The sequence below is a fragment of the Undibacterium sp. Ji49W genome (genome assembly GCF_049340205.1).
In the GTDB taxonomy this organism is placed as follows: Bacteria; Pseudomonadota; Gammaproteobacteria; order Burkholderiales; family Burkholderiaceae_D; genus Undibacterium.
On record NZ_JBMPOW010000007.1, the window covers coordinates 49,175 to 74,838 of the forward strand.

Consider the following 25,664-nt stretch of genomic DNA (forward strand, 5'->3'; position numbering starts at 1 on the left):
GGCATGTATGGAATGGATAGGCTGGCATTTGGCTCTTCTCGTGATGAAGAAGGGCCAAAGCACCAGTCTACAACACGAAAAAACGAAACAAGTGATAAATTACACCAAAATTATTATAATAACAATGTAAATTCTTTGTGCTTGTCACCAAAGTGATCAGTAAATTGATCAGCAAGTTCGTCAGGAAACCGGAATGAAATCACACCATGAGTGAAACGGCTGAGCGCGTCAGCAAAGACCAGACCAATTGATCAATTGACCCAATGGCCGTTTCATCAAGGCAGATTCTTTTTTTCTTACTCGTTAAGCCTTACCTTACCCGGCACCTCATCGCATGGAAATCACAGAGCAAGAACCTACCATACAGGCAACCCCGGCATCTGGCTTTGTGGTGGAACGAAACCAGCGCCTGTCTGCATCTTTGCTGTGGGGTTTGCAGCGCCGCTTTTTTAGCGAGCAAAGCATCGATGCCTGGCGCAACAGCATCGTGCCGCATTACATTACCAGCAATACCTTTATTGCCAGGGCGTATGCCAGGCTGGTGTTTGCGTATTTGCGTGACTTATTGCGTGATCAGCAGCGACCACTGGATTTGACCCAGCCTTTGTATGTGCTGGAACTGGGGGCTGGTTCCGGGCGGTTTTCTTACCATTTCATCAAAAAGTTTTTTACGGTCTGGCAGCAGTCGGCCCTCAGCCATATCCCTGTGTGCTATGTGATGAGCGATTTTTGTGAAAAAAATCTCGCATTCTGGCGGCAGCATCCGTTTTTACAAAGTTATATACAGCAGGGCTGGCTTGATTTTGCGCTGGTTGATATGAGCAAGACCGAAGACATCGTCTTGCAACATTCTGGCGTGACGCTATCGCAGGCACAGCTCAACAACCCGCTGGTGGTGATTGCCAATTACGTGTTTGACAGCATTGAACAGGATGCGTTTTACGTCAGCAACGGCACCTTGCATGAAAGCCTGGTGTCACTGCACAGCCAGCAACCAGAACCCGATATCAACGATGTCACCCTGTTGCAACGCGTGCAGGCACGGTGGCACGATGTGCCGGTGGCTGGTGATTATTATCCCGAGCCAGAATTGAATCTGATACTGGCCCATTACCGGCAACACCTGGCAGACAGCCATGTGCTCTTGCCAGTGCAATCGCTGCGTTATCTCACGCATTTACGTCATATAAGCAACAAGCGTTTGCTGCTGATTTCTGCTGACAAAGGTTATGGCCGTGAAGATGATCTGCGTTTCCGTGGCACACCTGGCCTGGTCAGCCACGGCAGTATTTCACTATCGGTCAACTATCACGCCATTGCGCAGTATGTTGACCAGCAGGGCGGCTTGTGGATGTCCACGCCGCAGCGCCATCAAGATCTGTATATCTGTGCTGCCGTGTTTGCTGGTGCGCCATTGCATGCAGCCGGACAAAACCCTGCGCAGTTTGTAGAAACACAGCAGGCATTTGCTGAACATATCAGCGACATCGGCCCTGATGATTTCTTCAGTTTTAAACGCCTTATCCAGGCCCATGCCGACAGCCTGGAACTGGAACAAATACTGGCTTATTTGCGCATGAGCGGCTGGGATGCCACCAACTTTTGGGGATGTTATATCGCCCTGATGCAACATGCGACAACGCTGGAAGGCCCGCTCAAGCGGGAAGTCGCCAACATGGCCGCGCAGGTGTGGCACAACTATTACCCGCTGGGCGAGGTGCGCGACCTCGCCTTTGCGCTGGGTAGCCTGCTATATGAAATTGAATATTATCCAGAGGCTATTACGTACCTGGAGCAGTCACTCAGCCTGTATGGCAAGGCCAGCCCCACGCTGTACAACCTGGGCATGTGCCACTACAACCTGGGCCAGTTGTCGCAGGCATTGCAGTATGTTATCGACGCCCTGCAACTTGATCCAGACTACGAACCGGCGCGTGTCATGCTGACTGCGATAGAAAATGAAATGCAAAAAAATACAGCGAAATAAAGCAAAATCTGCTGGACGACACTAACCCATACAGATGTTAAGGCCTATGAAGACCCAACAAGCAGCGCCTGCTGAAGCACAAACAGCACAGCAAGCAATCAGAGTTGAATCGCAATCGGCGCAACTCAGTACGGAGCCACAGGCGGCATTTACAGACAATCGCCCGGCAGCAGTCGCGCAGCGGCAATTGCAGACCCTGGTGAACAACAGCCCGCAGACAATGCAAGCCAGCACGCTGCAAGCCATGATGAACAATAGTCCCCAGGCACAACACATGCGGGCGATACAGCGCATGGCAGATCAAAGCGCACAAGGCCATCGCCTGGCGACTGCTACGGACAATGCGCCATTGCAACGCATGGCAGAGGCTGCACCTGTGCAGCGCGAGGTGCAAGCCGCTGCACCCAAGCCGAACGATACCGGCTTGCCGGACAATCTTAAGTCAGGCATCGAAGGCTTGTCTGGTCATTCGCTCGACGATGTGAAAGTGCATTACAACTCTCCACAACCAGCACAATTGCAGGCGCACGCCTACGCCCAGGGCACCGATATCCACCTGGCACCCGGGCAAGAACAACACCTGCCGCACGAAGCCTGGCACGTGGTGCAACAGAAACAGGGCCGCGTCCGGCCAACTTTCCAGATGAAGGCCGGAGTGCAGGTGAATGATGACGTCGGCCTTGAGAGTGAAGCAGATATGATGGGCAGCAAAGCCCTTAGCCTGGGTACAGCACAGTTGGCGCGGGACAGCCAGACGACGCATGGACGCGAAAGGGGAGGGAGCCGTGATCCCGTACAGAGGAAACTGATGCCGCATGTTGGGGGGAGTGGGGTTGTGCAGGCTGTGACGGATGGTAAGACAGTTAGCTTGCCCTTGCTGGGCGTGCTTGCAGAGGATGAGACGGGTTTAAAACAGTGGGCAAAGGGAAATTTTTACGCATGGGATTTGAGTTTGCAATCGAAAGATGAGCGTCATGCACATGCTTTTAATTTTGAAAAAAAGGACAGTGAGGTGAGCTTTGATGGCCATGTAGTCACTGCCAAGGGGCCTAAAGCCGATGCTATGGCCGATGCTAAGGCCGACGCTAAAGAGAAGTCAAAAATCGACAAAGCTAATGAAGCTAAGCGAAACCAGACAAGTCACAGATTTGAAGGAGTGAAAGGTGCAGGGGATATCTGGCAAGCGCAAGCGCACGTCCGTGAGCGACGCCTTGACTTGCCACATGGAAGGAACAACGATGGTGGAGTCATAAGACAAGACGGGCACGATGCATATGCAACGTCAATAAGAGATAACTTGCTTGTTGCCTTCACGGAAATGTTGAATTTGCCAGACGCTTTACTTAAAAAAGGTAATGACGTCGCGGATGAATTGCAAAAGGGCTTTAAAGACGAGAAAGACGCGAAAGAAACAGCAAAGGAGAAAGACGTAGCAGCGGCTACAGAACAAGATTCAGATGAAGTGTTTGGATTGGGCGGACTGTCCGACATGCAGGATAGCGTAATAAGCGACTTGCCTTGACAGTTTTTGTAAGGGCAAGTCTTAGCTTGTGCTATTTGTTTGGCAGAATGCATGGATGTAAACTTTACCATCCATGCGCATAGCCATCTCCCCTTACGCCGCCTTACTCTCTTTTCCCTCATTTACAATACGCTCATGCTCAGCAGCCCAGGCGGCATCCATCGCACCGACTTTGACGAACGAAGGACGGCTGGTGATACGCTGTACATACTCCATGATGACCGGGGTTTCAGGCACCAGCTTGAACATGGTGCCCCAGTTCAAGGCATTGCCCCACAGGATATCTGCTGCCGACAGTTGCTCACCCAGCAGGTAAGGTCCTTTTGCCAGTTGGGCGGTGACGGTATTGAGCATCGTATCAAAATCGCCGTAAGGGCACATCGATGGGGCTGTTGGCGGATTCTGTTGCGACTTGTCCACCAGGGCCGGTTCAAAACAGGAAGCATAAAATGCCATCCAGCGCAGATAAGTACCGCGCAGGCGGCTGCCTGGGGCAGGGCTCAGGCCAGTTTCCGGAAACAGCTCTGCCAGGTACATAAAGACAGCAATCTGTTCCGTGATCAGCTCGCCATGATGCAGCAGGGCCGGTACCTTGCCCATGGGGTTAATGGCCAGATACGGAGCTTGCCTTTGCTCACCAGCCTTCATGTTCAAGACATGCAATTGATAAGGCGCACCCATTTCCTCCAGTAAGGTCAGCGTGCCGGTAGCGCGGGTTTGGGGGGAATAGAACAGGGTGATGTTGTCATTGTTACTCATGATCTTGCCTTTCTGTGTCAGGGTTGGCGGCTGTAAAGCGTCATTGCTTGGCCGATGTGAGCAGAATACGGCTTGATACCTGTCATCTTTTGTCAGGATTGGTTATTATTGAAAAATTATTTAATCTCAACCATTCCGCACCATCCTGACATGCGCGCCAGCCGACTGATCTCCATCCTCACCATCCTGCAAGCGCGGGGTTTTGCCACTGCGCCTGAACTGGCGGACGAGTGCGGTGTCACCTTGCGCACCATTTATCGTGACATCGATTCCATGAGCGAGGCAGGCATCCCCGTCTATAGCGAACGCGGTTCGGCAGGCGGTTACCGGCTGCTGGACGGTTATCGCACGCAATTGAATGGCTTGTCCGCCAAAGAAGCCGAAGCCCTGTTCATGAGTGGCCTGGCCGGTGCCGCCACCGACATGGGCCTGGGGTCTGTCATGGTGGCGGCGCAAAACAAGCTGCTGTCTGCCATGCCGGCGGCCTTGCGTGACGGTGCCATGCAAATGCGTTCCCGCTTTCACCTGGATGCACCCGCCTGGTTTTCGCTGACAGATCAGCCGCATTACTTGCCGCAAGTGGCCGATGCCGTTTGGACGCAACGCCTGATCCATATCCGTTATGAAAGCTGGAAAGGCATCAAGGAAAGAACCGTTCAGCCCCTTGGCATGGTCATGAAAGGTGGTGCCTGGTATCTGGTAGGGCAGGTGGACGACAAACCCCGCACCTATCGCATCTCACGCATACTCGATTTCAATCTGCTGGAACAACATTTCGAACGCCCCGCCAGCTTCGACCTCACCCACTACTGGCGCGCCTCCACCCGCAGGGTAGAACAGGACATGTACAACAGCCAGGCCACCATCCGCCTGTCACCCCTGGGCGTCAAAATGTGCGAACACTTTTTGCCGCCCTATGTCTACGCCGAAATGCACCTGTCCAAAGACGTGGACGAACAAGGCTGGACCACCGCCACCATCCCGGTAGGATCACTGTGGCAAGCCAGCGCAGAAATACTGCGCTTTGGCAAAGACGCCGAAGTGCTGGAACCACCGGAATTGCGTAGCAGGATGAGGGATGTGGTGGGGGAGATGGGGGCGTTGTATGGGGTGTGAATTTTTTACTCAAATTTAAATCAAGGCATCATGAAATATTTCCTCGCTCTTTTATTCGCTTTGAATGTGATGTCTGCTTTTGCAGACACGCCACTGCAACCACTGACGGTACTTAGAGGTGTGAGTGATGATCGTGAATTGAGAGTGCGTCGGGCTGATGATGTTATGTTTTTCTATGACATCAGGACTGCGCGTGAAATTAAAAAATGATCTTCGGTTCTGAATACAAGGACCACTACCGTAACTAAGATTACCCCGATTAGTGGTGGTCATCCGTATCCCAGTTTGAAACTATCGATTGGGGATGTGGGCTGGATAACTATTTAAACCATGCCCAACTTACAGTCTTTGAGGCTGCGACGTAATTGGGTGCGAAGAATAGAAAAAAATAATGGGCTCCTCCCCAGAAAAATTTGATTGTAGATGATAATATTGCAATGTTTCGCAGGGCACGCGTATTTCTAAATCTCAGAATACGTCGCTCAAAATTTGAGACTCAATATTTTCAAACGATCAAATAATTTAATTGGCATATATGAGCACATTTTTCATCACCTTTTTTCTACTCGGCGCTGGAATTCCAATACTTGCGGTCTCACTTATTTACAATTCGGCGAGTTGGAAATGGAAGATTAAGCCATTGAAACCAATGATGATTGGTCTGCTACTGATGTCCGTTGCATTTGCAGCCCATATGTATTTATCCTACCTATCCACTGAGATAAAAAAATCTCTGACACAACACCCCGACGCTTTCAAGCCAGCAGCCGCGCAAATGTTAACTGACTCAAGCAACGCGCACGAGAGTCTGGCAAAATTGATTGAACTTGTCACAATTCCGTTAGCAGTTTCTTTGATTGCAGCGGCCTTGATAATAAAAGCCGATGTGGAATTCACACGCGAGATTCGCAACTATGCAAAAGCAAAAAATAAAATCTTGGTATTAGAAGATGAGTTGTCCGTACGCGAGGAAAATTTTGAAGAACGCGTAAAAAATGGGGAACGCGGTATAGATTTTTTGAAAGAGTGGGATGAAATAAAAAGATTGAGACACCATATTCGATTTGAATATAAATATCTCTATGAAGACCACGGCGAACTTCTGGAAGCAAACGCAGTTGATGAGCCTAAAAAATAGACCTGAATCGCGATTGGCAGATAGAGCTTTAGTCAGTTGTACTTGTAAACGCACCCCTAAGTCGGCCAAGTCACCCGCAACACCTTATTCATCCACGGAAATTTGATGATGGAAAAACTAAACGGGCATTGGTTGATCAGTACATCGTAAGCGCGTTTTTCTACTTTCAGGTGCCAGTCTGCACCTTCGCCTGACGAGCTATCTAACGCGCCATCCCTGACCAGCCAGTTACCACGCATGCCTTCTACCGAGCTGGCACCGATTGCGGACCAGTGGCTCATGAAGGCGTGCAGCATGCCCTCGCACAATTGTGCCTCTTCTTCTGTCAATGTGATGCCGGTGCCCACGGTGTCTTGTGGTTTGAAGCCGCACAGGATTTTATTCAGCGTCAGATACTGGTCGGCGGTCTGGCTATGCCCGGTTACTAAAAACTGCAGGTAGTGGACAGCGCGCTGTTGTGCTTCGGCAGAGATGAAGCGATTGTCTTCGGTCAGATGCAGATGCGAGAAAAACGTGGGGACGTAGCTTTGCAAGAGTACCAGTCCTGCATTATTTACTTTGATAGATGTGTTCATTTTTTTCCTGTTGTCCCTGCCGTCAGATGGTGGTGTTGGGCGTCAATGTTGTTGCAAGCCGTGCAATCCTGCTAATTTACCATTTGCTGGCAGATCGGCATAGGTGGACATGGATTGACATAGGTGGTCCTGTATATAGATCTTGACCATACCTGTCTGCACGGGTTTATGTTTGGTCGGGTATTTTCAGCATCTCTTCCATACAAAGCTGCCGCCACCCGCTACAATTCTGTTTGCCCGATTTGATTGAAGCGCCTGAGCAAGCAAAACAGAATATGAAAATAGGAATACAAACCTGGGGTAGCCATGGTGATGTGCGGCCATTTCTGGCGCTGGCGGAAGGCTTGCAGGCAGCGGGGCATGAAGTCAGCCTGGTCATCACCTGCTTCGATGGTGCTTTGTATGCCGGTTTCAAATCGGCGCGTGGTGTAAAGATAAGGGTACTTGCTTCGCCGGTGGTCAGCCCGGAAGAGGCTGAGAAGATTGGCCGTCTGGTGTACAACACCCGCAATCCCATGACGCAAATGGCGACCATCTTGCGGCTGTGCTATGACCCTGTTGAAGATGCCATGTTTGACGCCGCCCAAAGCCTGTGCACTGATGCCGATGTATTGATCGGGCATTATTTCATGCATCCGCTACAGATCGCGGCAGAAAAAGCGGGCAAGCCTTATGTCAGCGTCTTGCTGTCACATGCTGCCATACCCAGCGCTTTTAATCACCCCTTGAGCGTGGCTGTATTTGGGCAAACCGGCAATCGTGTGCTGTGGTGGCTGACGCAATTTGCGCTGAACCGGACGTTGAAGCATTATCCCAACCGCTTGCGGCAGCAGCTCGGCATGCCACTGACGCAAGATATTGTCACGCAAGTATGGATCTCGCCGCAGCTTGCCTTGGTGGCAGTCAGTCCGCAGATATGTCAGGCGCAGGCGGATTGGCCTGCATCTGCGCATGTCTGCGGTTTTCTGGATATGCCGAATTCTGAAGTGGAAGGTGTTGTGCCTTCTGCGCTGGCCAGCTTTCTGGCGGCGGGGGATGCTCCTGTTTATATGACCTTTGGCAGCTGGATGCCCCCGGATGTCACCGACCAGACCGCTACGCTGGGCATGTTCACACAGGCGGCCACGCTTGCGGGGTGTCGGGCGATTATCCAAAGCCCGGGCTGGCAGGAATGCGGTTTAGAATCTGGTGATCAGGTTTTGTATGTATCGGCGGCACCGCATCACGCCATCTTCCCGTTGTGCAAGGCTATCGTGCATCACGGCGGGGCAGGGACGACGCAATCGGCAACACTGGCGGGCAAGCCATCGGTAGTCGTTGCCCACATCAGCGAGCAAGAACACTGGGGCAATGAGTTACGCCGCCTGGGTATCGTCGGCAAGTTATTGAAACGACGCAAGCTGACGGCGCGGGCCCTGGCGACAAAGATCAAGGCCGTATTGAATGCGCCACAGATGACAGTCAAGGCACAATCAGTCGCCGAGGCGATGAAGCAAGAGAACGGGGTAGCAGAGGCGGTTAGGTTGATTAACGCGACTTTTGCAAAACTGTACTAGCCGCGTGGCACATATGAGTATATGCAGGTGAGATTTGCGGAGCGCAATTTGTAGCACTCGCACGCATGTTGTGGCTGGCAATGGCAATAGCGCTTCAAATTGCCATGTCTTTTATCTTACCGGAAGTACTTCACTGCTTTGAATTTACTCCGGTAAATTGGCTGTTGACGATAGAAAGTCGTTAAATACATACGTACGATTACGTTGCACTAATCGTACCTACGCGGGTTATGAGAACTTGTAGGTGAGATTAGCGGAGCGCAATTTGTAGCACTCGCACGCATGTTGCGCCTGGCAATGGCAACGACGCTTCAAATTGCCATGTCTTTTATCTTACCGGAAGTACCTCACTGCTTTGAATTTACTTCGGTAAATTGGCTGTTGACGCAAGCAAGCCGTTAAAGACGTGTGTACGATCATGCTGCGCTTGTATCTATGTGGGCTAATTCAGAGTAGCTCACCCATTTATTGTAACAATACGTGATTTACATCCCGCATCGAAATTACTCAGTTCATACCCCCCATATTCAAGTGACTTCTTGGATTTTTCAAACACACCGATAACGAACGGGAATGATGTAGAGAATTTCGCACAGTCATTGCTGACGACGCCCACCTTAACGCTAACATCTACGATTAAATTTTCTTGTACCGGGATTAGCCTGACAGTCGAAATCTGGATATCCTTGCTTGCATTTTCTAATTCACCCACTGAAACAGCGATTAAAATTTGCTGATCAAAATTAACTTTGGATAAAAATTTCTCGTAGTCGGACGGACTCAAGGCTGATTTTATCCATGATTTCTCAAGTTCATCCTTACTTTCAAAGTGATGAAGCCCCGGTACTTTAGGCCCGTTGAATCCGGTAAAAATTTGTTCAAATTCGACTACATGTGAACAACCGGAAAGAGAAAACGACGCCAACATAAAAAACATTGTGCGCACACAAAGATTGAACCAGCGATACACAAATAAAAAAAAGTTTCGGGTGCTTGTGGAGTCCAATGATTATTTCCTTCCTTTTGGGGGAGTAAGTGGATAGCCTGCGTGCGATTAGTGTAACGTAGTCACACACATGTCGGGACTGAAAAATATCAATAGCTACCTTAAAGCCTGCGTGCGAATACGCTGGGCTATTCGCAACTACGTTCTGACACACGTACGATTACGTTGCACTAATCGTATCTACGACCTATCTTGGTTCGCATCTACATTTTGATACTTACTTTTGCTCACAGACTTTACAGCTTTGGTGTCAGTCAAAACCCCGGCAATGACGTTGAATACCCTTTAAGTCGCTCTTTAAGCACCTCTGGCACACAGCCATTGCGCTTGCATCTTTTGGGAGAAAATCATGGCACACCGTGAGGTATTTGCTCGTTCCCGGCTGGTTTTTTTCCTCATTGCGGGTTTGCTGTTCATGCTGGTGATGTGCAAGGTAGAGCTGCCTTTGCTGCTGGGCATGAATCCGCATTGGGAACAAAAAATAAATGCCTATCGCTGGTGTCTGCATGTGCACGCACTGGCGGCAACGGTGGCGCTGCTGGTTGCACCGGTACAGTTTTTTCCCGAAATTCGACGCAGGCATTTGCAGATGCACCGGCTACTGGGGCGCTTGTATGCAGTCGCTGTCGGCATTGCAGCACCGCTTGCGATATACATTGCGTTGATGCATCTGGCCCCGGCTGAAAAATGGCCGGCAGTTGCGCAAGGCTGTTTGTGGCTGGGGACGACCGTTGCTGCTGTGGTCACGGCCTGTAACCGGCAACTGATCATGCACCAGATCTGGATCACCCGCAGTTATGCACTGACGTTGACTTTTATCGTCACGCGTATGCTGGTCGACGTATTGAAAATGGATATCAACGCCAGCTTCGGCGGGGCCGCCAACCTGATCTGGGTCAGTAGTTTGATGGCCCTGGTGATGGCGGATTTGTTGTGCCTGTCTCTGCCTCGCGCCAGTCAGTTGGAAATTGCCTGAGCCCAGTCAGAACCTGTTCCAAAAAAAGCCCACAACCGTTGCCAGTTGTGGGCGAACACCTTTGGAGAGGAATATCTTGCACCTTGCACAGCAGACCTGATTTGGCTTCTGCGTTACTCCAGCAAGCAGAATAAGATAATCAGATCAATAAATTAATTATATACATTTTATCGATAAATTGTATTTAATTTGTGTTTAATTTGTTGGTGACGTGATTTTGTTGTGGCTTTTACGGGACTTTCTGCATGATCTTGCCTGGTGCTAGTGCCGTTCGGCAAGGCTGTCGTGAGAGATGCTTGCTCGATGCGGATAATCAGGCTGGTGTTTGTATAGGGAGTCTGATTTTATGCAGGACCAAGGTAACGCTGTATCTGTTCAATAAACCAGCGCCCTGCCGGGCCGGGTGGGGCGGCGCTGGGGTGGACTGCCAGCATGGGAAGTTTTTTGCCACCCTTGGGGAAGTCTTCGATATCGAGAATCTTCAGCGTGCCGGCGACCAGGTCGCGTTCTATCATCGGCAGAGGCATGCCGCCCCAGCCTACACCATTGAGCAGGAACGCATGTTTGGCTGACAGGTCGGCCAGGCGCCAGGTGTGGGGTGACATGACGCCCAGTTCCTGGCCTGCCATTAACTCTGAACGGTCGGTGATGACTAACTGTGTATGCCTGGCCAGTTCGGATTTGGGGATGGTGCCTTGGATAGCTGCCAGCGGATGGCTGTGCAAGGCCACCATCAGCAGCGGTACTTCACCCACGGCCTTGCTGCTGAGCGTTGGAAAATGCAGTGGCAGTGATGCCAATATGCCCAGGCTGCAACGTTCATCCAGCACTGGCTGATACGCAGCGCCCAGGCCTTCTACATACAGTCGCAAGGGCGTATGTGGGAACTGTCTGGCGAAATCTTTGGCGACGGCGGCAATCACGGCGGTGGGAAAGAATACGTCCACCACCACCGACAGTTCCGGTTCCAGCCCGGATGCCATTAATTTGGCACGCGCCTTTAGCGTATCAACACCGGCCACGATATTGCGGGCATCGGCCAGCAACAATACGCCTTCAGGTGTGAGCCTGGGGTAGCGGCCAGAGCGATCAAACAGCACCACGCCTATCTGTTCTTCCAGGCTGCTGACCCAGCCGCTGACGGCAGACTGCACGCGGTTCAGCTTTCTGGCGGCGGCAGAAAAACTGCCTTCATCTACGGCCGCGATGAAGGTTCTGAGTTGATCCAGCGATACGCCGTCCAGCATGGTTGATCCTAGCTTGATACCTATCCATCTCAAATGAAGATGGTATATATCTCAATATATCATCTTTTCAGATTCAAATATTGGCAGCATCATTCAGTTCACTTCTTCTTCCTTAAAGGTTCTGTTATGAAACTCCTGCATCTTGATTCCAGCATTCTTGGCGCTTATTCAGTCAGTCGTCAGTTGTCTTCGGACATCGTGGCACGTGAAGTGGCCCTGCATCCGGGTATTGAAATTATCTATCGTGATCTGGCTGCGGATGCGGCCCTGCATTTGTCCGGCGCGCACATGGCAGTGCGCCAGGGCGCAGCGCTGGAAGACGCTGCTCTGGGTAGCGACATCGCCAAGGGCGACGCCTATGTGGAAGAACTGATTGCCGCCGACATCGTGGTCATTGGTGCGCCCATGTATAACTTTTCTATCCCTACCCAGCTCAAGGCATGGATAGACAGGGTTGCAGTTGCCGGCAAGACGTTTCGCTATGGTGCCAATGGCCCCGAAGGTTTGTTATCCAAAAACAAAAAGGTGGTGATAGCCGCCGCCCGTGGCAGCGTGTATTCGGCGGGCAGCCCAGCCGCCGTGTACGAACATCACGACAGTTATTTGTCTGGCCTGCTGTCCTTTTTGGGTATCACTGACATCACCATCATTCGCGCCGAAGGCCTGGCTTTCAGCCTGGAAGCCAAGGAAGCTGCCATTCACCAGGCACGTCAGGAAATCGCGGCCATTGCTGCCTGATGCCATCTTAAATTCCCTCTTAAATAGATCAAGGAAATGAACATGACTTACTCCATCATCGGTGCCGGCAAGGTCGGCACTGCACTGGTCCGCCATTTTGCCCACGCTGGTATCCAGGTATCGATTGCCAATACCCGTGGCTCTGCCAGTCTGACTGCGCTGGCAAAAGAACTGGGGCCGACAGTGACGCCAGCAAACTTGCAGGATGCACTTGCTGCCGACACGGTCATTTTTGCCATACCGTTTCGCGCCCATGCGGATGTAGCCGCTGCGCTGCGTGACTGGAAAGGCAAAATCGTCATCGACGCCATGAATGCCTATGGCATTGCGCCAGAAGAATTACGTGGCATGGCGTCGACAGAAGTGTTGGCAGCAGCATTGCCCGGTGCCCGCGTGGTCAAGGCATTTAACCAGTTGCCAGCAGCTTTGCTGGCCAGCACGCCTGCACAAAATGAAGGCCGCCGTGTGGTGTTTTTGGCAGCCGATGATGCTGAAGCCAGTGCCAGCGTTGCCCATCTCGCCACCCAGTTTGGCTTTGCGCCGATACAGCTGGGCAAGATAGCTGAAGGTGGCCGTTTGCTTGCGCTGAACGGGCCACTCTTGCTACAGAATCTTATCAAGCTGGTTTAGGCAGTGGATGACGGCGTGGGCATGAGCATGAGCATGAGCATGAGCATGAGCATGAAGATGAGGGCGCTGCTGGCGACTTACTTTTTTGCCGTCTTCATGCTAAGGGTTTTCAGGTAGGCGATCAGGTTTTTCCTGTCTTCGGCCTTGCTGACGCTGACATCCATCTGTTGGCCGGGGACATAGGATTCAGGGTCTTGCAGCCAACGGTCCAGGGTTTTTTCGTTCCAGACTATTTTGGCGCCACGCAAGGCCGGTGAATATTCAAAATCCGAAATACTGCCTGCCTTGCGGCCTATCAGATTGGCATGCTTTGGGCCAATGCGATTGGCATCCATCGAATGGCAGCCAAAACATCGCGCTTCATACAAGGCCCGGCCTTGCTGGATATCACCAGTAGTACCAGCATTAGCACCAGCAGCACCAGCAAGGGCATCCGCACCCATAACCAGCATGCTGATCGGTAACAAGCAGACGGCCAGGCTTCTCAGCCAGCCTGTCAGGCCCCGTGTTGCTCTTTGTGTTTGTGACGGTACTGGCAAAGTGCTTGCTGGTGCTGTGGCTGATGTTGTGAGAGTGAAAAAAGCAGCCATCGTTTATGCACCTGCAATTACAGATTGTTCAGGCATAGCCATGCCTGGAACGGTCCACAAAATAGTCCAGTGCTGGGTGTCACCTGTAACCAGTTGACCGGCGATTTTGACCAGTTCATCCTCCTTGATGGCAGGTTTGGTCGCCAGGTAAGCATTCAGCACCGCATTGGCACCGATATTCGTCGCCAGTACCTCATTGCCCGCCAGCAGCGCAATACCCGACGCCGACAACGCCATGCTCGACACGGTGCGGGAAAACCGCCGGCGATTGCCAGCGGCTATGGAAATGTTCAAATTTGTCATGAAATCCTCTTCGTTTTAACCAGGGCTGTGTTGGCCACTCTAGATATACGGCAACAATTCCAAATTAGATTCACATTTTTTTGCATTCCGCTATGTGCAGGGCTTTACATCCTTTTTCCCCTTAAATAGTGCGCCAGGGCATTACGGTAAGCAGTGCGTATTTTTAACTATTAAATAACATTGCATTATTATCTTTTGGATAATATTATTATCAAATAAGAATATGAAAAATTCAACTATAAGAATTTAAGGCGAAATGCGAATTTGTTTGTCGCTTTGTTGAATCACAGCAATCCGCATGATCGGTCAGGCAAGTATTGAAAGCAATTCACTTGTCGAAGAAAGCTTGTACCACGTCCTGATTCTGCTGAAGGTTGACCAAAGGCATTGGGGCCGACTAGTCAACTGTCAACTGTCAATTGCAGGCAGAACAGGGCTTGTCTTTTGACTGTATTGAGAAATAGTTGCATCGAGAAATAATTGCATCGAGAAATAGTTGTTTTTGCAATGCAATTTTTAAGCATTGCTACTGCTGCTTTTTATTGGGTGAGTTGCGAAAGCAATGAGATCCATTTTCAAAAAAACGTAATAGAGGCATTCCCCCCGCTGTATTTCATCGTGTATTCCACACCCAGAAGGAGTCAGAACGACATGAAATCTGAAAATGAAACAGAGCAACTGCGCGTCGATATAGAACAATTAAGTTCTGCCATCGATCGCTTACAAGCTTCAAGCAGTCCGACCGGTCAAGCTGTTCAGCAATGTCATTGCCCGGTGAGTAAATGCAGTACCTGCTGCCCGGTCTCACCGTTTGTTCCCGATTACAACATTCCTTTGCTGGCCCCTGGCGGCGGCGATCATAACCCAACGATGCTGAAGAATCTTGGACCCCTGGCCGGGCTGATTGGTACCTGGGTCAGTCCCAAAACCAATGGCTTCAACGTCATGCCCTTGCCGCAGGCGACAGCGCCGAATGGTTTTATCCTGAAGAATGTTTTTTATTATGAAGTGATGACCTTCAGCGCATTGCAAGGGAAAGTCGCCAATCGTGGTGGCGTGGATGAACAGGACAGCTATACCTTATTTTACGAGCAACGGGTGTTTTTCTCTGACGGGGTTCAGGCGAATACCCTGGTACATGCAGAAAACGGTGCCTGGCTTAATCTGATCACCGGTCCGCAGGGGCAAGGGCCGCTCGATACTCAACCGTATATCCCCAGCCCACCTGCACCTGACCCCATTCCACCACAAAACCCGGCACGACAAATCATCAAACAGGTTTCTGTGCCGCACGGGAATTCCATCCTGGCGATGGGCGATGTCACAGTCATTCATGGCGCACCGGATATTCCCAATGTCAGTACTTTGCCGATTGATGCACCGGCTGCTTTCAATGTGCCTTATGGCACGGATATTCCAAGCAACCCGAACATCAATCCCAATATCGTTTTGCAGGATGCGCTGGCAGTGTTGCCCCAGCAGGGCATCAGGGTATTGCGCACCCACAAGCTCAATGTTGATACCGCTAATAACGGTGGCATTACCAATAACCCCTTCATCGCAGAGCATAACAACGTGACGCAGTTCACGCATACCGTCTGGCTGGAAGAATTATCCAACGGGCAGTTGATGTTGCAGTATTCGCAGAACATCAGTCTGCGGCTGCATCTGGTGGATGGTCAGTCTTATGTGTTCCCGCATATCACTGCCAACACCCTGAGCAAAATCCAATAGTTGATTTTGTTGTAGTAGCAACAGCGTCCATGGAGCGAAATTATGCTGCTAAAGACAATGTTTCAGGCGCTGATCAGTATCTCCCGCCATTTATGGCACAGGCTGTTTTATCAACATCTATTGGCTCCGGCCAATATTTCAGGAAGAGAAATCATGAGCGATAACATCCAAGAGCTTCAATTGCAACTCACCGAATTGACTTCAAAAGTCAAGGCGCTGGAAGAAACCCTTAGCAGCAGCGCCCCGGTATTCAAATGCGATACCTGCCTGCAATGCACCCCCTGCGTTTTGCATTGTGTACCATGCATCACCCTCTGCGCCCATTGCCTGCATTGCTATTATTGTGTACCGTGCATAGTCAATTTTTGTGCACTGTGCCAACCTGCACCACAGGCACAGACTGCCAACGTCGTTTGCGCCGTCTGTCAGCCGGTGGCATTCTGCGCCCAGTGTGTGCACTGTACCCCTTGTACTTTGTGTGTGCAGTGTAGCCATTGCGTACAATGCTACCAATGCACAGCATGTCAGCCAGCGGCGCAATATCAAACTTCGAATGTAGTGTGCGCGGTGTGTCATCCTACCCAGCAATGCTTCTGCTGCCAGCCAACCACGCAATGCCAGACCGCCAATGTAGTCTGCGCAGTTTGTCAGCCGGTTTCCTTATGTACGCCTTGTACCCCATGTACCCCTTGCACGCCATGTGCCACGGGTTATCCAACAGCACAATGCTTCTGCTGCCAGCCATCCAATGCATTATGTTCAGTCAGTCAGCCAGTTGCATTGTGTACCCCATGCACCCCTTGCACACCATGTTCCACGGGCTATCCAACGGCGCAATGCTTCTGCTGTCAGCCAACCGCACAGTGCCAGACCGCTAATGTAGTATGCGCGGTATGCCAGCCAAGTCCACAGTGCTATTGCTGCCAACCTGGTGGCCCGGTCACTTTTTGTGTACTGAGCGCAACCAGCAGCAGCTAGTTGTGAAGGGTGAAATGGGCAAGCTAGTGGACTGTAACAGTTGAAACAGAAGTGAAAGACGCTTGCCCGGCGATCAGGGCAAGACGCAAAGCAGAGCGATAGTGAACTATCGCGAGCATTTGCAACGCAGCCATGGTCGTCGCGCAAGCGGAAGGCACTCTGTTTTCAGCTGTGACAGTTCACTAGTATAGGCTTGCCTTGAGTTAGTAGACGGTGCGGATAGTGGCAGACGTACGCCACTATCTGTTCTTGGTTTTCAGCATAACCGTATAGATTACAGAGCGACTTGCCATGATGAAGAAACTTCAATTATCTCCTGCTGCCACGATCACGCCCAATGCACAAGGTGTGCTATTGCAATCCGATCTGGGCGATTTTCAATTGCATGGTAAAGACGTACGCGATTTTGTGAACAATATCTGCCCCTTATTGCAGGGACAGTATAGTCAGACTGAACTGTGCGCCCAGCTTCCTGGCTATGCCGATGCCAGCATTATTGCCGTCGTCGATTTGCTCAAGAAGCATGGCCTGCTGGAAGAAATTGACGAGAGCAATCAATTTTCGCCGCCATGGTCGCCGCATGAACGTTTTCTTAAAGCCTGGCAGCATCCAGATAAAAGAACGACAGATGATCTCAGCCAGGTAAGGCTGCTGGTAATTGGTCTTGAACCCTGGTCAGTCAAAATGATCGATGAACTGGCCAACGCAGGCATTGGCCATTTACATCTGTTGGATAACGAAGCCCTGACCAAAGACGATGTACTTTGCCATCGGCCATTTGGGCAAGACAATATCGGGCAGCCACGGGCCGGGGTATTGCAGGCCGTACTGGCGCAGCAAGCGCCGTGGTGTCAGGTCACTACAGGTCGCCTGGCCCTGGATGAACAAAAACAGTTGACGGTGACAGGTGAGAGCGAATGGGATCTGGTGATCGTCAGCCTGAGCAAAGAGGCACAATTCTGGCTGCACAAAGCATCAGAATATATCGATGCCGGTGGCTACCAGGCCTTGTTTGGTTGCCTTGATGGACTTGAATCCTGGATAGGCCCTTGGGTAATCCCCAGCCAGACCAGTTGCTGGAACTGCCTGCGCTTACGCCGGCTGGGTACGGCGCACCAACCCTCGATGGCCCACGAACTGGACAAAGTGGCGACCGATAGCCAGCAAACCAGCCGCGCCCGCACATTGCTAAGCCCGATGGCGGTGATGGTTGGGCAGCAAATGTCGATGGAAGTACTTAAATTATTATTGCGCTATACACCCTCTACACTGGATGGTCAGGTAAGGGTACAAAACCTGGTCACAGGTGAAAGTGAACAACACAAAATTATTCCCATGCCGTGGTGTGAAATCTGCGGACATCAGCATCAAGATCAACCACGTATCCCTGCAATAAGCGCCGGCCAACTGCCGCAATTCGGCGCCATGAGTGCGGTGGCGTCGTATGAACAGCCGGGCAGCAATCCGCTGAATCATGTCACTACCGTTGAACAGTTAAAAAAATTACTGGCAGGCTGGGTCGATCCTGTGACCGGGATTATCCGTCAATTGAGTGGTCATGCACTGCATCTGCCTGATTTTCCGGTGACTGCATCGGCAGGCATGTCAACTTTCTCTGCCGGCAAATTTGATCCGCGCAGTATGGGGCAGATAGGTTCAGGCAAGGGCCTGGATGAAATTTCTGCACACATCAGCGCCATAGGTGAGGCGATAGAACGCTATTCCGCCGCGCGTTACAACATGCGCGATTTTAAATACGCCAATGTTATTGAATTAAAAGGCGATTATGTCGATCCGGAAAAACTGGTCCTGTATTCGAAACGCCAATACAGCACACCCAATTTCCCTTTTTCACCGTGGCGTGCCAAGCAAAAAATTCACTGGGCGAAAGGGCATTGGCTGGGTTTGCAAAAGCCGGTGTGGGTACCCGCACTGGTCAGTTATTTCAACTTTGCTTCTGCGTATGAAGAACAGTTCAGCCAGGTATCATCCAATGGCCTGGCTGCGGGACAAAACAATGACGATGCCGCCATCCGCGCCACCTACGAATTGATAGAACGTGACGCAATGATGCTGACCTGGTATGCCCAATTACCTTGCCAGCGTTTGAGTCTCGACAGCCAGTACCATGGAAAAATGCGTCTGATGATTGACAATCTTACCGGGAGCGGCATGCAGCTGGAATTGTATCTGCTCGATGTCGGCATACACGTACCCACCGTGGTTTGCCTGGGTCTGGGTGATGGCATCAGTACGCCCGCAGTATCCGTCGCACTGGCTACCCACGGCGACATCCAGGTGGCCATGCGCAAAGCCTTGCTGGAACAAGGCCATGTGATGCCTTACCTGTGCCACTTGATGCGAAGCGGGCACAAAATTCCACAGCAAGTACACGAAGTACAAACATTGGAAGACCATGCCGCTTACTACTTTTCCAGTAACAAGCTGGGGGCGTTCGACTTCATGCGCCAGCCAGCCAGCATGGCAATGGATGCCAGTCGTTGGCCGTATCCCGATGTCCAGAATGCAGAAGACCTGCGTCAGCGTCTGTTAGCCGCGAATGTGGATGTGGCGATCGTTGATGTCACCGCGCCAGACGTCGCCCTGAGCCCGTTCCGGGTAGCACGTGCGGTGGGCATACATATGCAGCCCATCCACTTTGGCGAACAGTTCAAACGCATCGACAATCCCAGATTACGCAAATTACTCAAAGGCCGTATCGTCAACAACAATCCACATCCAATTGCCTGAAGAGACAGAGCCCAAGAAGAATTTAAAGGAGAATTTGCATGAGAGTATTGGTATGTGGCAGCAACTACGGCGCGACCTATATCCGCGCCCTTGCAGCAAGTCAGGACAGTGTCCGGCTGGCAGGCATACTATCGACTGGCAGCGCAAGGTCACTTGCTTACGCCCGACAGACGCAAGTCCCGCACTATACGGACATGGCCAGCATCCCGGATGGCAGTATCGACATGGCCTGCGTTGCCGTACCTGGCGAAACCGGCAACCAGTTAAGCCTGGCGCTGCTGGCCAAAGGCATACACGTCATTTGTGAGCATCCCATCGGCCCAGAGCAAATGCGCAAAGCGCTTGCCGTGGCGCAAGAACATGGTCGCCTGTTCCAGGTCAATGCCCATTTCGCTGACCTGCTGGCACCTCAGGCTTTTTATCAGGGGCTGGCTGTTGCACAGCACATGGGGCCGCCTCTGCATTTTGATCTGGCAGCCAACCTCAGAACCTTGTATTCCGGTCTCGATCTGGTGGGCCGTGCGCTTGGCTCACTGGCAGACATACAAGTCATACCACCACCTGCAACGGGCGACAGTCCCCCCATGTTTGCCAGCCTGCTGCTGGTCAGCCCTACATTACATATTTCTTTGCTGTGCCAAAACTTCGCCTCCGCCGCCGATGATGGCACTGCCACCTTGCTAAATCACCGCTGTAGCGCCACCTTTGCCCATGGCAACCTGCTACTGGCAGAAAGTAACGGCCCAGTATTGTGGTTCCCGTCCCCTGTATCCATGCCCATACCGCAATGGCGCAATTACCTGCCCGTCGATATGAACCAGATCGATGCCAATGCGCTGCAACAACAACGCGACCAGGCCAATCGCGCAGTGATTAATCAAATGGTGGCGACTATCAACGGGCAAGCGCAAGCAGCACATCAACCGCCTGCACATCAACAGCCGGAATACCTTCTGGCGCTGGCTAGTGTGTGGGAACAGGTCCTGTATGCGCTACAACCGGCGATAGGGAAGGTGTAAGCTTTAGCAGGCACAGGTGACAGACATGTCCAGGTACGGTGATGTCGGCACGGCATGAAAGCGGGTCATGGTAGTGTAGGGGGCTGTGGTACGTATGTACGAATCAGGCCCCGGCCTGCTATCATCCGGCATCACCAAGGAATATAGCAATGAACGAACAACACCCACCCCGCACCCTGAATGGCATCACCCTGGAAAAAATCCTGGAACAACTCGTCGCCCATTATGGCTGGGACAAAATGGGCCAGCTCATAGACATCAACTGCTTCACCAGCGACCCCAGCATCAAATCCAGCCTGAAGTTTTTACGCAAAACTCCATGGGCACGGGCGAGGGTGGAGGAGTTGTTTTTGAATATGCAGTGAGAGAAAAACGCCTGAATCCCGGCAGGCTTGAAGTCTTGCCCGGTCAGCCGCTTTTCTGAAGGTGATGCATGTTCTGTAAGTACCTCGTATAACAGCGCAATTCTTGAATCTCTACTTTGGGATTGGCCATCTTCAATGACTTGATTGCAGCGGCAGTTTTACCTTGCGCGATGAGGTCATTAACATCTTCTGGCACGGTACCAGAAAAATCCGGGTTACCGGACATGCGGCGGATATATGCTTCCTTCTCAATTTCCGTGAGCGGCAACCCAAAATCTACATCATTCTTTTCGCACCATAGTCGATGTTGTGTGCGGCATGTCTCGCAATACGTCGTCTCTGTCGAGTAGACCTCACCGCGCCTACATCCACCTAGCATGTAAAACCTTGAGTTGGGAAATAGCGTTCTATGGGCGTCGTGATATTCCGACGAATACCGAAACAGTCCATACAAGATCAAGACAATATCCTGCTTCAGCGGTTCGTGATGAACTGAACAAGATTTTTCAAATTTTATTCTCGGCATTATTAAGCAGTTTATATGTTCAATATGTTCATTGTCCCGTCCACGCAAGAATACATGCAAATCGTGGCAAAAAATTGTTTTTAAAAAATCAATTGAATAAATATAAATAGTGGTATATTTGCATAATAAATTGTTAATCTCCGGGCTTTCTCGTTGAGTCCAATCAGATGCCGTATTGCCGGGATTCGCGTCTCAGCATTAACTTGCGAAGTCATGTCCAGCGCTTGGTCGTTTTGCTTATGTTGTTCACTTTGCTTACTTTGCTCACTTTGCTCAAATATCTCTGTTGATGAAATAAGTTTCAGTTTTACACACGGTCGTTCTGCGTCAGAAGTGCCAAGAAGCTTCTTGATCATAAAGAAAGGAATGTTTATGAAAAAAATCATCCCGCAGCGCCGTTTCTCGATTAGCGCGGCTGCTGCCATTGCAATTGCTGTCATGGGTATTATTACGGCACTTCCCTCAAATGCGCAGGCACAACAGAACCCGTTACCCAGTCCCGTAGTCTGCAACGCCAGTTCCACATGGGTCAGCAACCCGTCTTTGCCGGGCGATGTGCAAAATACCGATAACTGCAGTTTTCAGCAGTATATGTGGCAGACCCTGCTGTATCTGGTGCAACCGGTAGCGGCGGGCAGCAAGGTCCGGCAATTTGAAACCTTTATGCCTAGCTATGGCATTTTTGTTGATCCGGGCAAGACCCCAACCCCATGGGGAAAGACACCCAAACCGACGTATTGCAAAGGCCCATCCACCATAAAACAGAGCTATGTGTTTTCCAATCTGACCTTGCAGGCTGGAGTCGGGCAGGCATTAATCGACAAATCGCTGAACCGGGTATTTTATGGCGTATCGGTCAATAAACCAGCGTATGACTTTATCACCGGTTGCGGCTTGCAAGAGGCGCAGTGTAGTTTAAGCCTGGCGCCCGATCTGGTTGATCCGGTTGGTTACAAGGTGGTGGATATTCCAAACCTGTACCCGAATCTGGCGTTTCCTACCGGCGCGATGGAATTGAAAACCTCATGGAAGATTTTGACGCCCGACGAAGTGGCAGGCAACACCTTCTTTACCACGAAAGGCTCGGTTCAGGCACCCGGTAAAACCTGTATGGAGAATGTGAGTCTGGGGCTGGTAGGCATGCACATTGTGAGCAAGACGCCGTCCCACCCAGAGTTTATCTGGGGGACCTTTGAACATCGCAATAACGCGCCATATTGTTCCAATACCTCGGCCCCACCTCCACTGGGCGGAAACTGGACTTTTTATAATCCCAACTGCACCGGCAGCAGTTGCACCACCAATCATTATGCCGAAGGCAAAGCCACTCAGGTGTGCACCATGCACCCCTGGGGTGACCCGACGCTAGGTACCATGCCCAATAATCTGACTTGTGGCTCCACCCCGCCGCCTGGCTATATTTGTGACCCGGATACCCAAAAGTTTGTCATACAACCCACCACCGCCAATTTGCAGGCCTTGGATGTATCTGTGAAAGCCATGCTGACCGCACTGCCTGCGGGCGACGCAAATAAACTGTGGGCCAATTATTCACTGGTCGGCAATGTATGGACAGCCAAGGGTACCTTGCCGCCTTCGGTGCAGGTGCAGGTCGGGTCTTTATCGGGTGCTAACAACAGCATGGAAACCTATGTGCAAAATGGCGTCTCGAATATTCAAAATCCCTACAACTGCTTTAGTTGCCACAATCTGGATGGCAAGAACAAAGGCCAGGCACTGGCTGACGCAGTAAAAGTTCAGTTACCGCCAGCGGGGCTTTCCCATATTTTCAATTTACTGAATCTGAAAACCAAAGGTTGCAGCACCGGCGTGCTACCTAGCACCCCTATGTGCGCCGCCAACGGTGGCCCTACAAAATAAAAACCGCGTTCAACGATATTGAGAGGAATTGGCATGAGCTATTTGACCTATCCAAGATTGCACTTTAGCGGTGGCTTTTTGGCTGATCCAAGCACGGTGAACAATACACCGGACAACTATACCGATGCGAATAATGAAGTAGCAAAGTTGCAGCTTTACTGGAACCCAAACGGCACCGGTATTTTTGATTTTCAAAGCTGCCTTGTCACCAAGGTAGTCTATGGCCCCGGCGACGAAACCACAGACCCTGCTGTTGATCCGGTGATAGGGCAACCAGTCAATGCCGTGTATACGATGGCAGCACCGAAACTGGTTGATCTCGACCCGGATCAGCAAAATACCAGCGAAATATGGGGGTTGAGTCTGCAAGTAGCGGGCACTACTGCCAACCCGGCATCGATCAGTGATTTTGTCCGTGGTGATTATGTCGCTGGTTCATATAACGCAGTGTGGGCCCAGGCAATCAACGGCCCTCGAAGCTCGGGCAGTGGTTGCGGGGTATATCAATCAAGTCTGACCAACTTGAGCTGGACGACGACAGCGAAACCGCAGTCTAAATTTCTCAGTCTGCTCCAGCAACAATCGCCGCAACAATTGAGCGTCAATTTTGTGGTGAACGCGCATAATAACGCGCCAGTGATTTATCTGTTCAATGCAAATACCCTGCTGGCATTGGTAGAAAAAGGCGTACCCGCCAGTATCACTGCCAAATTACTGCCCATGACCAAATACTACATGAACCTCGATAGTAAGGGCGTGCCGGCTAACCTGGGTTCGGTGCCGACTGAATCGTATGTGAATAATCGGCTCACTATTTTGCTGGGGCAGGCCGATGCAGATACTTATCGCGCCACTATTCTGGCAACTACACTGGCACCGCCACCGTCGCCAGTGCCGCCGCCTAACATCAACACTCTGTTTCCAACCGGCTTGTTAACGGGCACGATAGGGCCGCTGCCTACGGCGACCCCGGTGTTTTACACGCCATCACGCATGATGGCACCGCTTACGGTGCCGAATAGCAATGTCCAATGCAATTTTGCCCCGTTCTGCACGCAGAAGATCAACAAAAGCGATGGCAGCAACGAAGTATTGATCACCGTTAATCTGGGCAATTCGCTCGTCACCGACAAGCCCGGTTATAACGATCCAGCACAGGGTTTTGGGGTTGCTTTGTATGCCTTAGGCGAACTGTTTTTGGTCTATTTTGATCAACGCCAAGGGGCAGGCATTAGCTTGAGCAACGCAGTTCCCATCGCTGCTTTACCTAACGACCCGGCCCAGATGGCAGAACTGATGACAGTCAGCGGTGGCATACTGACGGTGAATGTCGATCCAGCCTTGTTGCCACCTGGCCTGACTGTGCAACAGGCGGAACAGAAAGTGCTGACTATGCCTCTGGGGCTGATTGGCAAAAAATCCTTAGGGCCAAGTATCTGGCTGGCAGAAAATATCAATGGCTATAATTTGCGTGCCGATCAGTTTGTTTTCAGGATGAACCCCGGCATTCCCACAAGTCCAGACCAGCCCAACGGCGAAACCGCGCTGGTTCGCTTATATGCCACCCGGTTTGGTCAACCTGCGGCCAATGTCAGTCTCCAGGCAAGCCTGATGTCGCCAGAGGATTCGGTGGCCTACACCAGCAACACCATGGGCACTGGCGGTACCTCTGGATTGAAAAACATCGCGATACCGCAAAATGCCTTGTCCTTCAACACTGCACCTGTACTGACCAATGAGCAAGGCATGGTCGAATTGAAAATCGTCGGCACTGATCCTGGTTTTCCGCGCGCCAGTCAAAATGTCGATGGGCAAATTTACTTTGTGCGCTACAACTTTGCCGATCCAACGATCGCAAAAAGCTATACCCAGCACCAGGACGATTTGATCAGTATCCTGCTGTTTAGCCAGCAGACCTTCCCAGAAAATCCGACCTGGGATAATTGCATCCAAAGCATTTTGCCGCAGTATGCCAAGCTGTATCCCATCATGGGCCGTTTTAAGCTGGATGACTATGCGACCGTGGTTCAATACGCCGAACCCATCAGCGTGGTGCTTGCAAAACCGATGGACGACGCCTTGCATATGCCGGTAATCCGGGATTTGTCGATACAGCGCACGCAGGTTGTCCTGAAGTGGTTTGCCAACAAGACGCCGAAGTAAGGCAGGGTTTGTTATCTCCAGGCGAAAAAACAAAAAATACGCCACGGTATAAGCGTAAATACAGCCTGTAAATTTCGGATGGCCTTCATAAAATGGCCATCCGA

General features: G+C 51.2%; 23 protein-coding genes. 15 read left to right on the forward strand and 8 right to left on the reverse strand.

The genetic code is table 11. From position 1 onward, the window contains the following. Positions 1–334 precede the first annotated feature (334 nt). Positions 335–1,987: a tetratricopeptide repeat protein gene (locus ACO0LK_RS10205; protein WP_422974671.1), complete on the forward strand. Its 1,653-nt coding sequence runs from the start codon at positions 335–337 to the stop codon at positions 1,985–1,987. 46 nt (positions 1,988–2,033) lie between these two features. Beyond that, entirely contained in the window at positions 2,034–3,509 is a 1,476-nt protein-coding gene (locus ACO0LK_RS10210; RefSeq protein ID WP_422974673.1) for a DUF4157 domain-containing protein, read from the forward strand. 93 nt (positions 3,510–3,602) lie between these two features. Here the strand turns inward: ACO0LK_RS10210 and ACO0LK_RS10215 are convergent, their stop codons facing one another. Continuing rightward, positions 3,603–4,268 carry a glutathione S-transferase family protein gene (locus ACO0LK_RS10215; RefSeq protein WP_422974675.1) on the reverse strand — a complete coding sequence of 222 codons (666 nt, stop codon included), beginning with the start codon at positions 4,266–4,268 and terminating at the stop codon, positions 3,603–3,605. Positions 4,269–4,418: 150 nt separating this feature from the next. On the opposite strand from ACO0LK_RS10215, the gene ACO0LK_RS10220 reads away from it, so the two are divergent. From ACO0LK_RS10220 to ACO0LK_RS10230, 3 genes are all read left to right on the forward strand, one after another. Then, a complete protein-coding gene (locus ACO0LK_RS10220; protein ID WP_422974677.1) occupies positions 4,419–5,384 on the forward strand; it encodes a helix-turn-helix transcriptional regulator in 966 nt (321 codons plus the stop codon). 30 nt (positions 5,385–5,414) lie between these two features. After that, positions 5,415–5,594 (forward strand): hypothetical protein, encoded by a 180-nt coding sequence (locus ACO0LK_RS10225; RefSeq protein ID WP_422974679.1) that lies wholly within the window; start codon positions 5,415–5,417, stop codon positions 5,592–5,594. 325 nt (positions 5,595–5,919) lie between these two features. Then, positions 5,920–6,522, forward strand: coding sequence for a hypothetical protein (locus tag ACO0LK_RS10230; protein ID WP_422974681.1), 603 nt, complete (start codon positions 5,920–5,922; stop codon positions 6,520–6,522). 56 nt (positions 6,523–6,578) lie between these two features. Here the strand turns inward: ACO0LK_RS10230 and ACO0LK_RS10235 are convergent, their stop codons facing one another. Next, on the reverse strand, positions 6,579–7,097 hold the full coding sequence (locus tag ACO0LK_RS10235) for a contractile injection system tape measure protein (protein ID WP_422974683.1): 519 nt from the start codon (positions 7,095–7,097) through the stop codon (positions 6,579–6,581). A 275-nt stretch (positions 7,098–7,372) separates the two neighbouring features. On the opposite strand from ACO0LK_RS10235, the gene ACO0LK_RS10240 reads away from it, so the two are divergent. Beyond that, complete coding sequence (locus ACO0LK_RS10240; protein ID WP_422974685.1) at positions 7,373–8,653, forward strand: glycosyltransferase; 1,281 nt, start codon at positions 7,373–7,375, stop codon at positions 8,651–8,653. 457 nt (positions 8,654–9,110) lie between these two features. Here the strand turns inward: ACO0LK_RS10240 and ACO0LK_RS10245 are convergent, their stop codons facing one another. Further along, positions 9,111–9,659 (reverse strand): hypothetical protein, encoded by a 549-nt coding sequence (locus tag ACO0LK_RS10245; protein ID WP_422974687.1) that lies wholly within the window; start codon positions 9,657–9,659, stop codon positions 9,111–9,113. Between the two features lie 349 nt (positions 9,660–10,008). On the opposite strand from ACO0LK_RS10245, the gene ACO0LK_RS10250 reads away from it, so the two are divergent. After that, positions 10,009–10,635, forward strand: a complete 627-nt coding sequence (locus tag ACO0LK_RS10250; protein ID WP_422974689.1) for a DUF2306 domain-containing protein — start codon at positions 10,009–10,011, stop codon at positions 10,633–10,635. 344 nt (positions 10,636–10,979) lie between these two features. On the opposite strand, the gene ACO0LK_RS10255 is transcribed toward ACO0LK_RS10250, so the two are convergent. Beyond that, positions 10,980–11,882, reverse strand: coding sequence for a LysR family transcriptional regulator (locus ACO0LK_RS10255; protein WP_422974691.1), 903 nt, complete (start codon positions 11,880–11,882; stop codon positions 10,980–10,982). A gap of 126 nt (positions 11,883–12,008) precedes the next feature. Here ACO0LK_RS10255 and ACO0LK_RS10260 point away from each other — a divergent pair, with 126 nt between their 5' ends. Both ACO0LK_RS10260 and ACO0LK_RS10265 read left to right on the forward strand, forming a co-directional pair. Next, positions 12,009–12,620, forward strand: a complete 612-nt coding sequence (locus tag ACO0LK_RS10260) for an FMN-dependent NADH-azoreductase (RefSeq protein ID WP_422974693.1) — start codon at positions 12,009–12,011, stop codon at positions 12,618–12,620. A gap of 42 nt (positions 12,621–12,662) precedes the next feature. Further along, positions 12,663–13,250 (forward strand): NADPH-dependent F420 reductase, encoded by a 588-nt coding sequence (locus ACO0LK_RS10265; protein ID WP_422974695.1) that lies wholly within the window; start codon positions 12,663–12,665, stop codon positions 13,248–13,250. A gap of 77 nt (positions 13,251–13,327) precedes the next feature. On the opposite strand, the gene ACO0LK_RS10270 is transcribed toward ACO0LK_RS10265, so the two are convergent. Continuing rightward, positions 13,328–13,840, reverse strand: a complete 513-nt coding sequence (locus ACO0LK_RS10270) for a c-type cytochrome (protein WP_422974697.1) — start codon at positions 13,838–13,840, stop codon at positions 13,328–13,330. Positions 13,841–13,843: 3 nt separating this feature from the next. Beyond that, the gene (locus ACO0LK_RS10275) at positions 13,844–14,143 is read right to left on the reverse strand and encodes a hypothetical protein (RefSeq protein WP_422974699.1); all 300 of its coding nucleotides are present in this window, start codon (positions 14,141–14,143) and stop codon (positions 13,844–13,846) included. A 651-nt stretch (positions 14,144–14,794) separates the two neighbouring features. Between ACO0LK_RS10275 and ACO0LK_RS10280 the strand changes: the two genes are divergently transcribed. From ACO0LK_RS10280 to ACO0LK_RS10295, 4 genes are all read left to right on the forward strand, one after another. After that, positions 14,795–15,877, forward strand: a complete 1,083-nt coding sequence (locus tag ACO0LK_RS10280; protein ID WP_422974701.1) for a heme-binding protein — start codon at positions 14,795–14,797, stop codon at positions 15,875–15,877. Positions 15,878–17,146: 1,269 nt separating this feature from the next. Beyond that, positions 17,147–19,606, forward strand: a complete 2,460-nt coding sequence (locus tag ACO0LK_RS10285; RefSeq protein ID WP_422974703.1) for a TOMM precursor leader peptide-binding protein — start codon at positions 17,147–17,149, stop codon at positions 19,604–19,606. A gap of 38 nt (positions 19,607–19,644) precedes the next feature. Further along, positions 19,645–20,625: a Gfo/Idh/MocA family oxidoreductase gene (locus tag ACO0LK_RS10290; RefSeq protein WP_422974705.1), complete on the forward strand. Its 981-nt coding sequence runs from the start codon at positions 19,645–19,647 to the stop codon at positions 20,623–20,625. A 149-nt stretch (positions 20,626–20,774) separates the two neighbouring features. After that, positions 20,775–20,990, forward strand: coding sequence for a VF530 family DNA-binding protein (locus ACO0LK_RS10295; protein ID WP_422974707.1), 216 nt, complete (start codon positions 20,775–20,777; stop codon positions 20,988–20,990). Positions 20,991–21,033: 43 nt separating this feature from the next. On the opposite strand, the gene ACO0LK_RS10300 is transcribed toward ACO0LK_RS10295, so the two are convergent. Continuing rightward, complete coding sequence (locus tag ACO0LK_RS10300; protein WP_422974709.1) at positions 21,034–21,216, reverse strand: hypothetical protein; 183 nt, start codon at positions 21,214–21,216, stop codon at positions 21,034–21,036. 380 nt (positions 21,217–21,596) lie between these two features. Further along, positions 21,597–21,872 carry a hypothetical protein gene (locus ACO0LK_RS10305; RefSeq protein ID WP_422974711.1) on the reverse strand — a complete coding sequence of 92 codons (276 nt, stop codon included), beginning with the start codon at positions 21,870–21,872 and terminating at the stop codon, positions 21,597–21,599. A gap of 16 nt (positions 21,873–21,888) precedes the next feature. On the opposite strand from ACO0LK_RS10305, the gene ACO0LK_RS10310 reads away from it, so the two are divergent. Both ACO0LK_RS10310 and ACO0LK_RS10315 read left to right on the forward strand, forming a co-directional pair. Beyond that, positions 21,889–23,397 carry a hypothetical protein gene (locus ACO0LK_RS10310; protein ID WP_422974713.1) on the forward strand — a complete coding sequence of 503 codons (1,509 nt, stop codon included), beginning with the start codon at positions 21,889–21,891 and terminating at the stop codon, positions 23,395–23,397. Between the two features lie 33 nt (positions 23,398–23,430). Next, on the forward strand, positions 23,431–25,560 hold the full coding sequence (locus tag ACO0LK_RS10315; RefSeq protein WP_422974715.1) for a hypothetical protein: 2,130 nt from the start codon (positions 23,431–23,433) through the stop codon (positions 25,558–25,560). The last annotated feature ends 104 nt before the right edge of the window (positions 25,561–25,664 follow it).

Coding starts and splice junctions, on each gene's coding strand:
- ACO0LK_RS10205 (WP_422974671.1), top strand. CDS start 335: ATGGAAATCACAGAGCAAGAACCTACCATACAGGCAACCCCGGCATCT.
- ACO0LK_RS10210 (WP_422974673.1), top strand. CDS start 2,034: ATGAAGACCCAACAAGCAGCGCCTGCTGAAGCACAAACAGCACAGCAA.
- ACO0LK_RS10215 (WP_422974675.1), bottom strand. CDS start 4,268: ATGAGTAACAATGACAACATCACCCTGTTCTATTCCCCCCAAACCCGC.
- ACO0LK_RS10220 (WP_422974677.1), top strand. CDS start 4,419: ATGCGCGCCAGCCGACTGATCTCCATCCTCACCATCCTGCAAGCGCGG.
- ACO0LK_RS10225 (WP_422974679.1), top strand. CDS start 5,415: ATGAAATATTTCCTCGCTCTTTTATTCGCTTTGAATGTGATGTCTGCT.
- ACO0LK_RS10230 (WP_422974681.1), top strand. CDS start 5,920: ATGAGCACATTTTTCATCACCTTTTTTCTACTCGGCGCTGGAATTCCA.
- ACO0LK_RS10235 (WP_422974683.1), bottom strand. CDS start 7,097: ATGAACACATCTATCAAAGTAAATAATGCAGGACTGGTACTCTTGCAA.
- ACO0LK_RS10240 (WP_422974685.1), top strand. CDS start 7,373: ATGAAAATAGGAATACAAACCTGGGGTAGCCATGGTGATGTGCGGCCA.
- ACO0LK_RS10250 (WP_422974689.1), top strand. CDS start 10,009: ATGGCACACCGTGAGGTATTTGCTCGTTCCCGGCTGGTTTTTTTCCTC.
- ACO0LK_RS10255 (WP_422974691.1), bottom strand. CDS start 11,882: ATGCTGGACGGCGTATCGCTGGATCAACTCAGAACCTTCATCGCGGCC.
- ACO0LK_RS10260 (WP_422974693.1), top strand. CDS start 12,009: ATGAAACTCCTGCATCTTGATTCCAGCATTCTTGGCGCTTATTCAGTC.
- ACO0LK_RS10265 (WP_422974695.1), top strand. CDS start 12,663: ATGACTTACTCCATCATCGGTGCCGGCAAGGTCGGCACTGCACTGGTC.
- ACO0LK_RS10270 (WP_422974697.1), bottom strand. CDS start 13,840: ATGGCTGCTTTTTTCACTCTCACAACATCAGCCACAGCACCAGCAAGC.
- ACO0LK_RS10275 (WP_422974699.1), bottom strand. CDS start 14,143: ATGACAAATTTGAACATTTCCATAGCCGCTGGCAATCGCCGGCGGTTT.
- ACO0LK_RS10280 (WP_422974701.1), top strand. CDS start 14,795: ATGAAATCTGAAAATGAAACAGAGCAACTGCGCGTCGATATAGAACAA.
- ACO0LK_RS10285 (WP_422974703.1), top strand. CDS start 17,147: ATGATGAAGAAACTTCAATTATCTCCTGCTGCCACGATCACGCCCAAT.
- ACO0LK_RS10290 (WP_422974705.1), top strand. CDS start 19,645: ATGAGAGTATTGGTATGTGGCAGCAACTACGGCGCGACCTATATCCGC.
- ACO0LK_RS10295 (WP_422974707.1), top strand. CDS start 20,775: ATGAACGAACAACACCCACCCCGCACCCTGAATGGCATCACCCTGGAA.
- ACO0LK_RS10300 (WP_422974709.1), bottom strand. CDS start 21,216: ATGTCCGGTAACCCGGATTTTTCTGGTACCGTGCCAGAAGATGTTAAT.
- ACO0LK_RS10305 (WP_422974711.1), bottom strand. CDS start 21,872: ATGATCAAGAAGCTTCTTGGCACTTCTGACGCAGAACGACCGTGTGTA.
- ACO0LK_RS10310 (WP_422974713.1), top strand. CDS start 21,889: ATGAAAAAAATCATCCCGCAGCGCCGTTTCTCGATTAGCGCGGCTGCT.
- ACO0LK_RS10315 (WP_422974715.1), top strand. CDS start 23,431: ATGAGCTATTTGACCTATCCAAGATTGCACTTTAGCGGTGGCTTTTTG.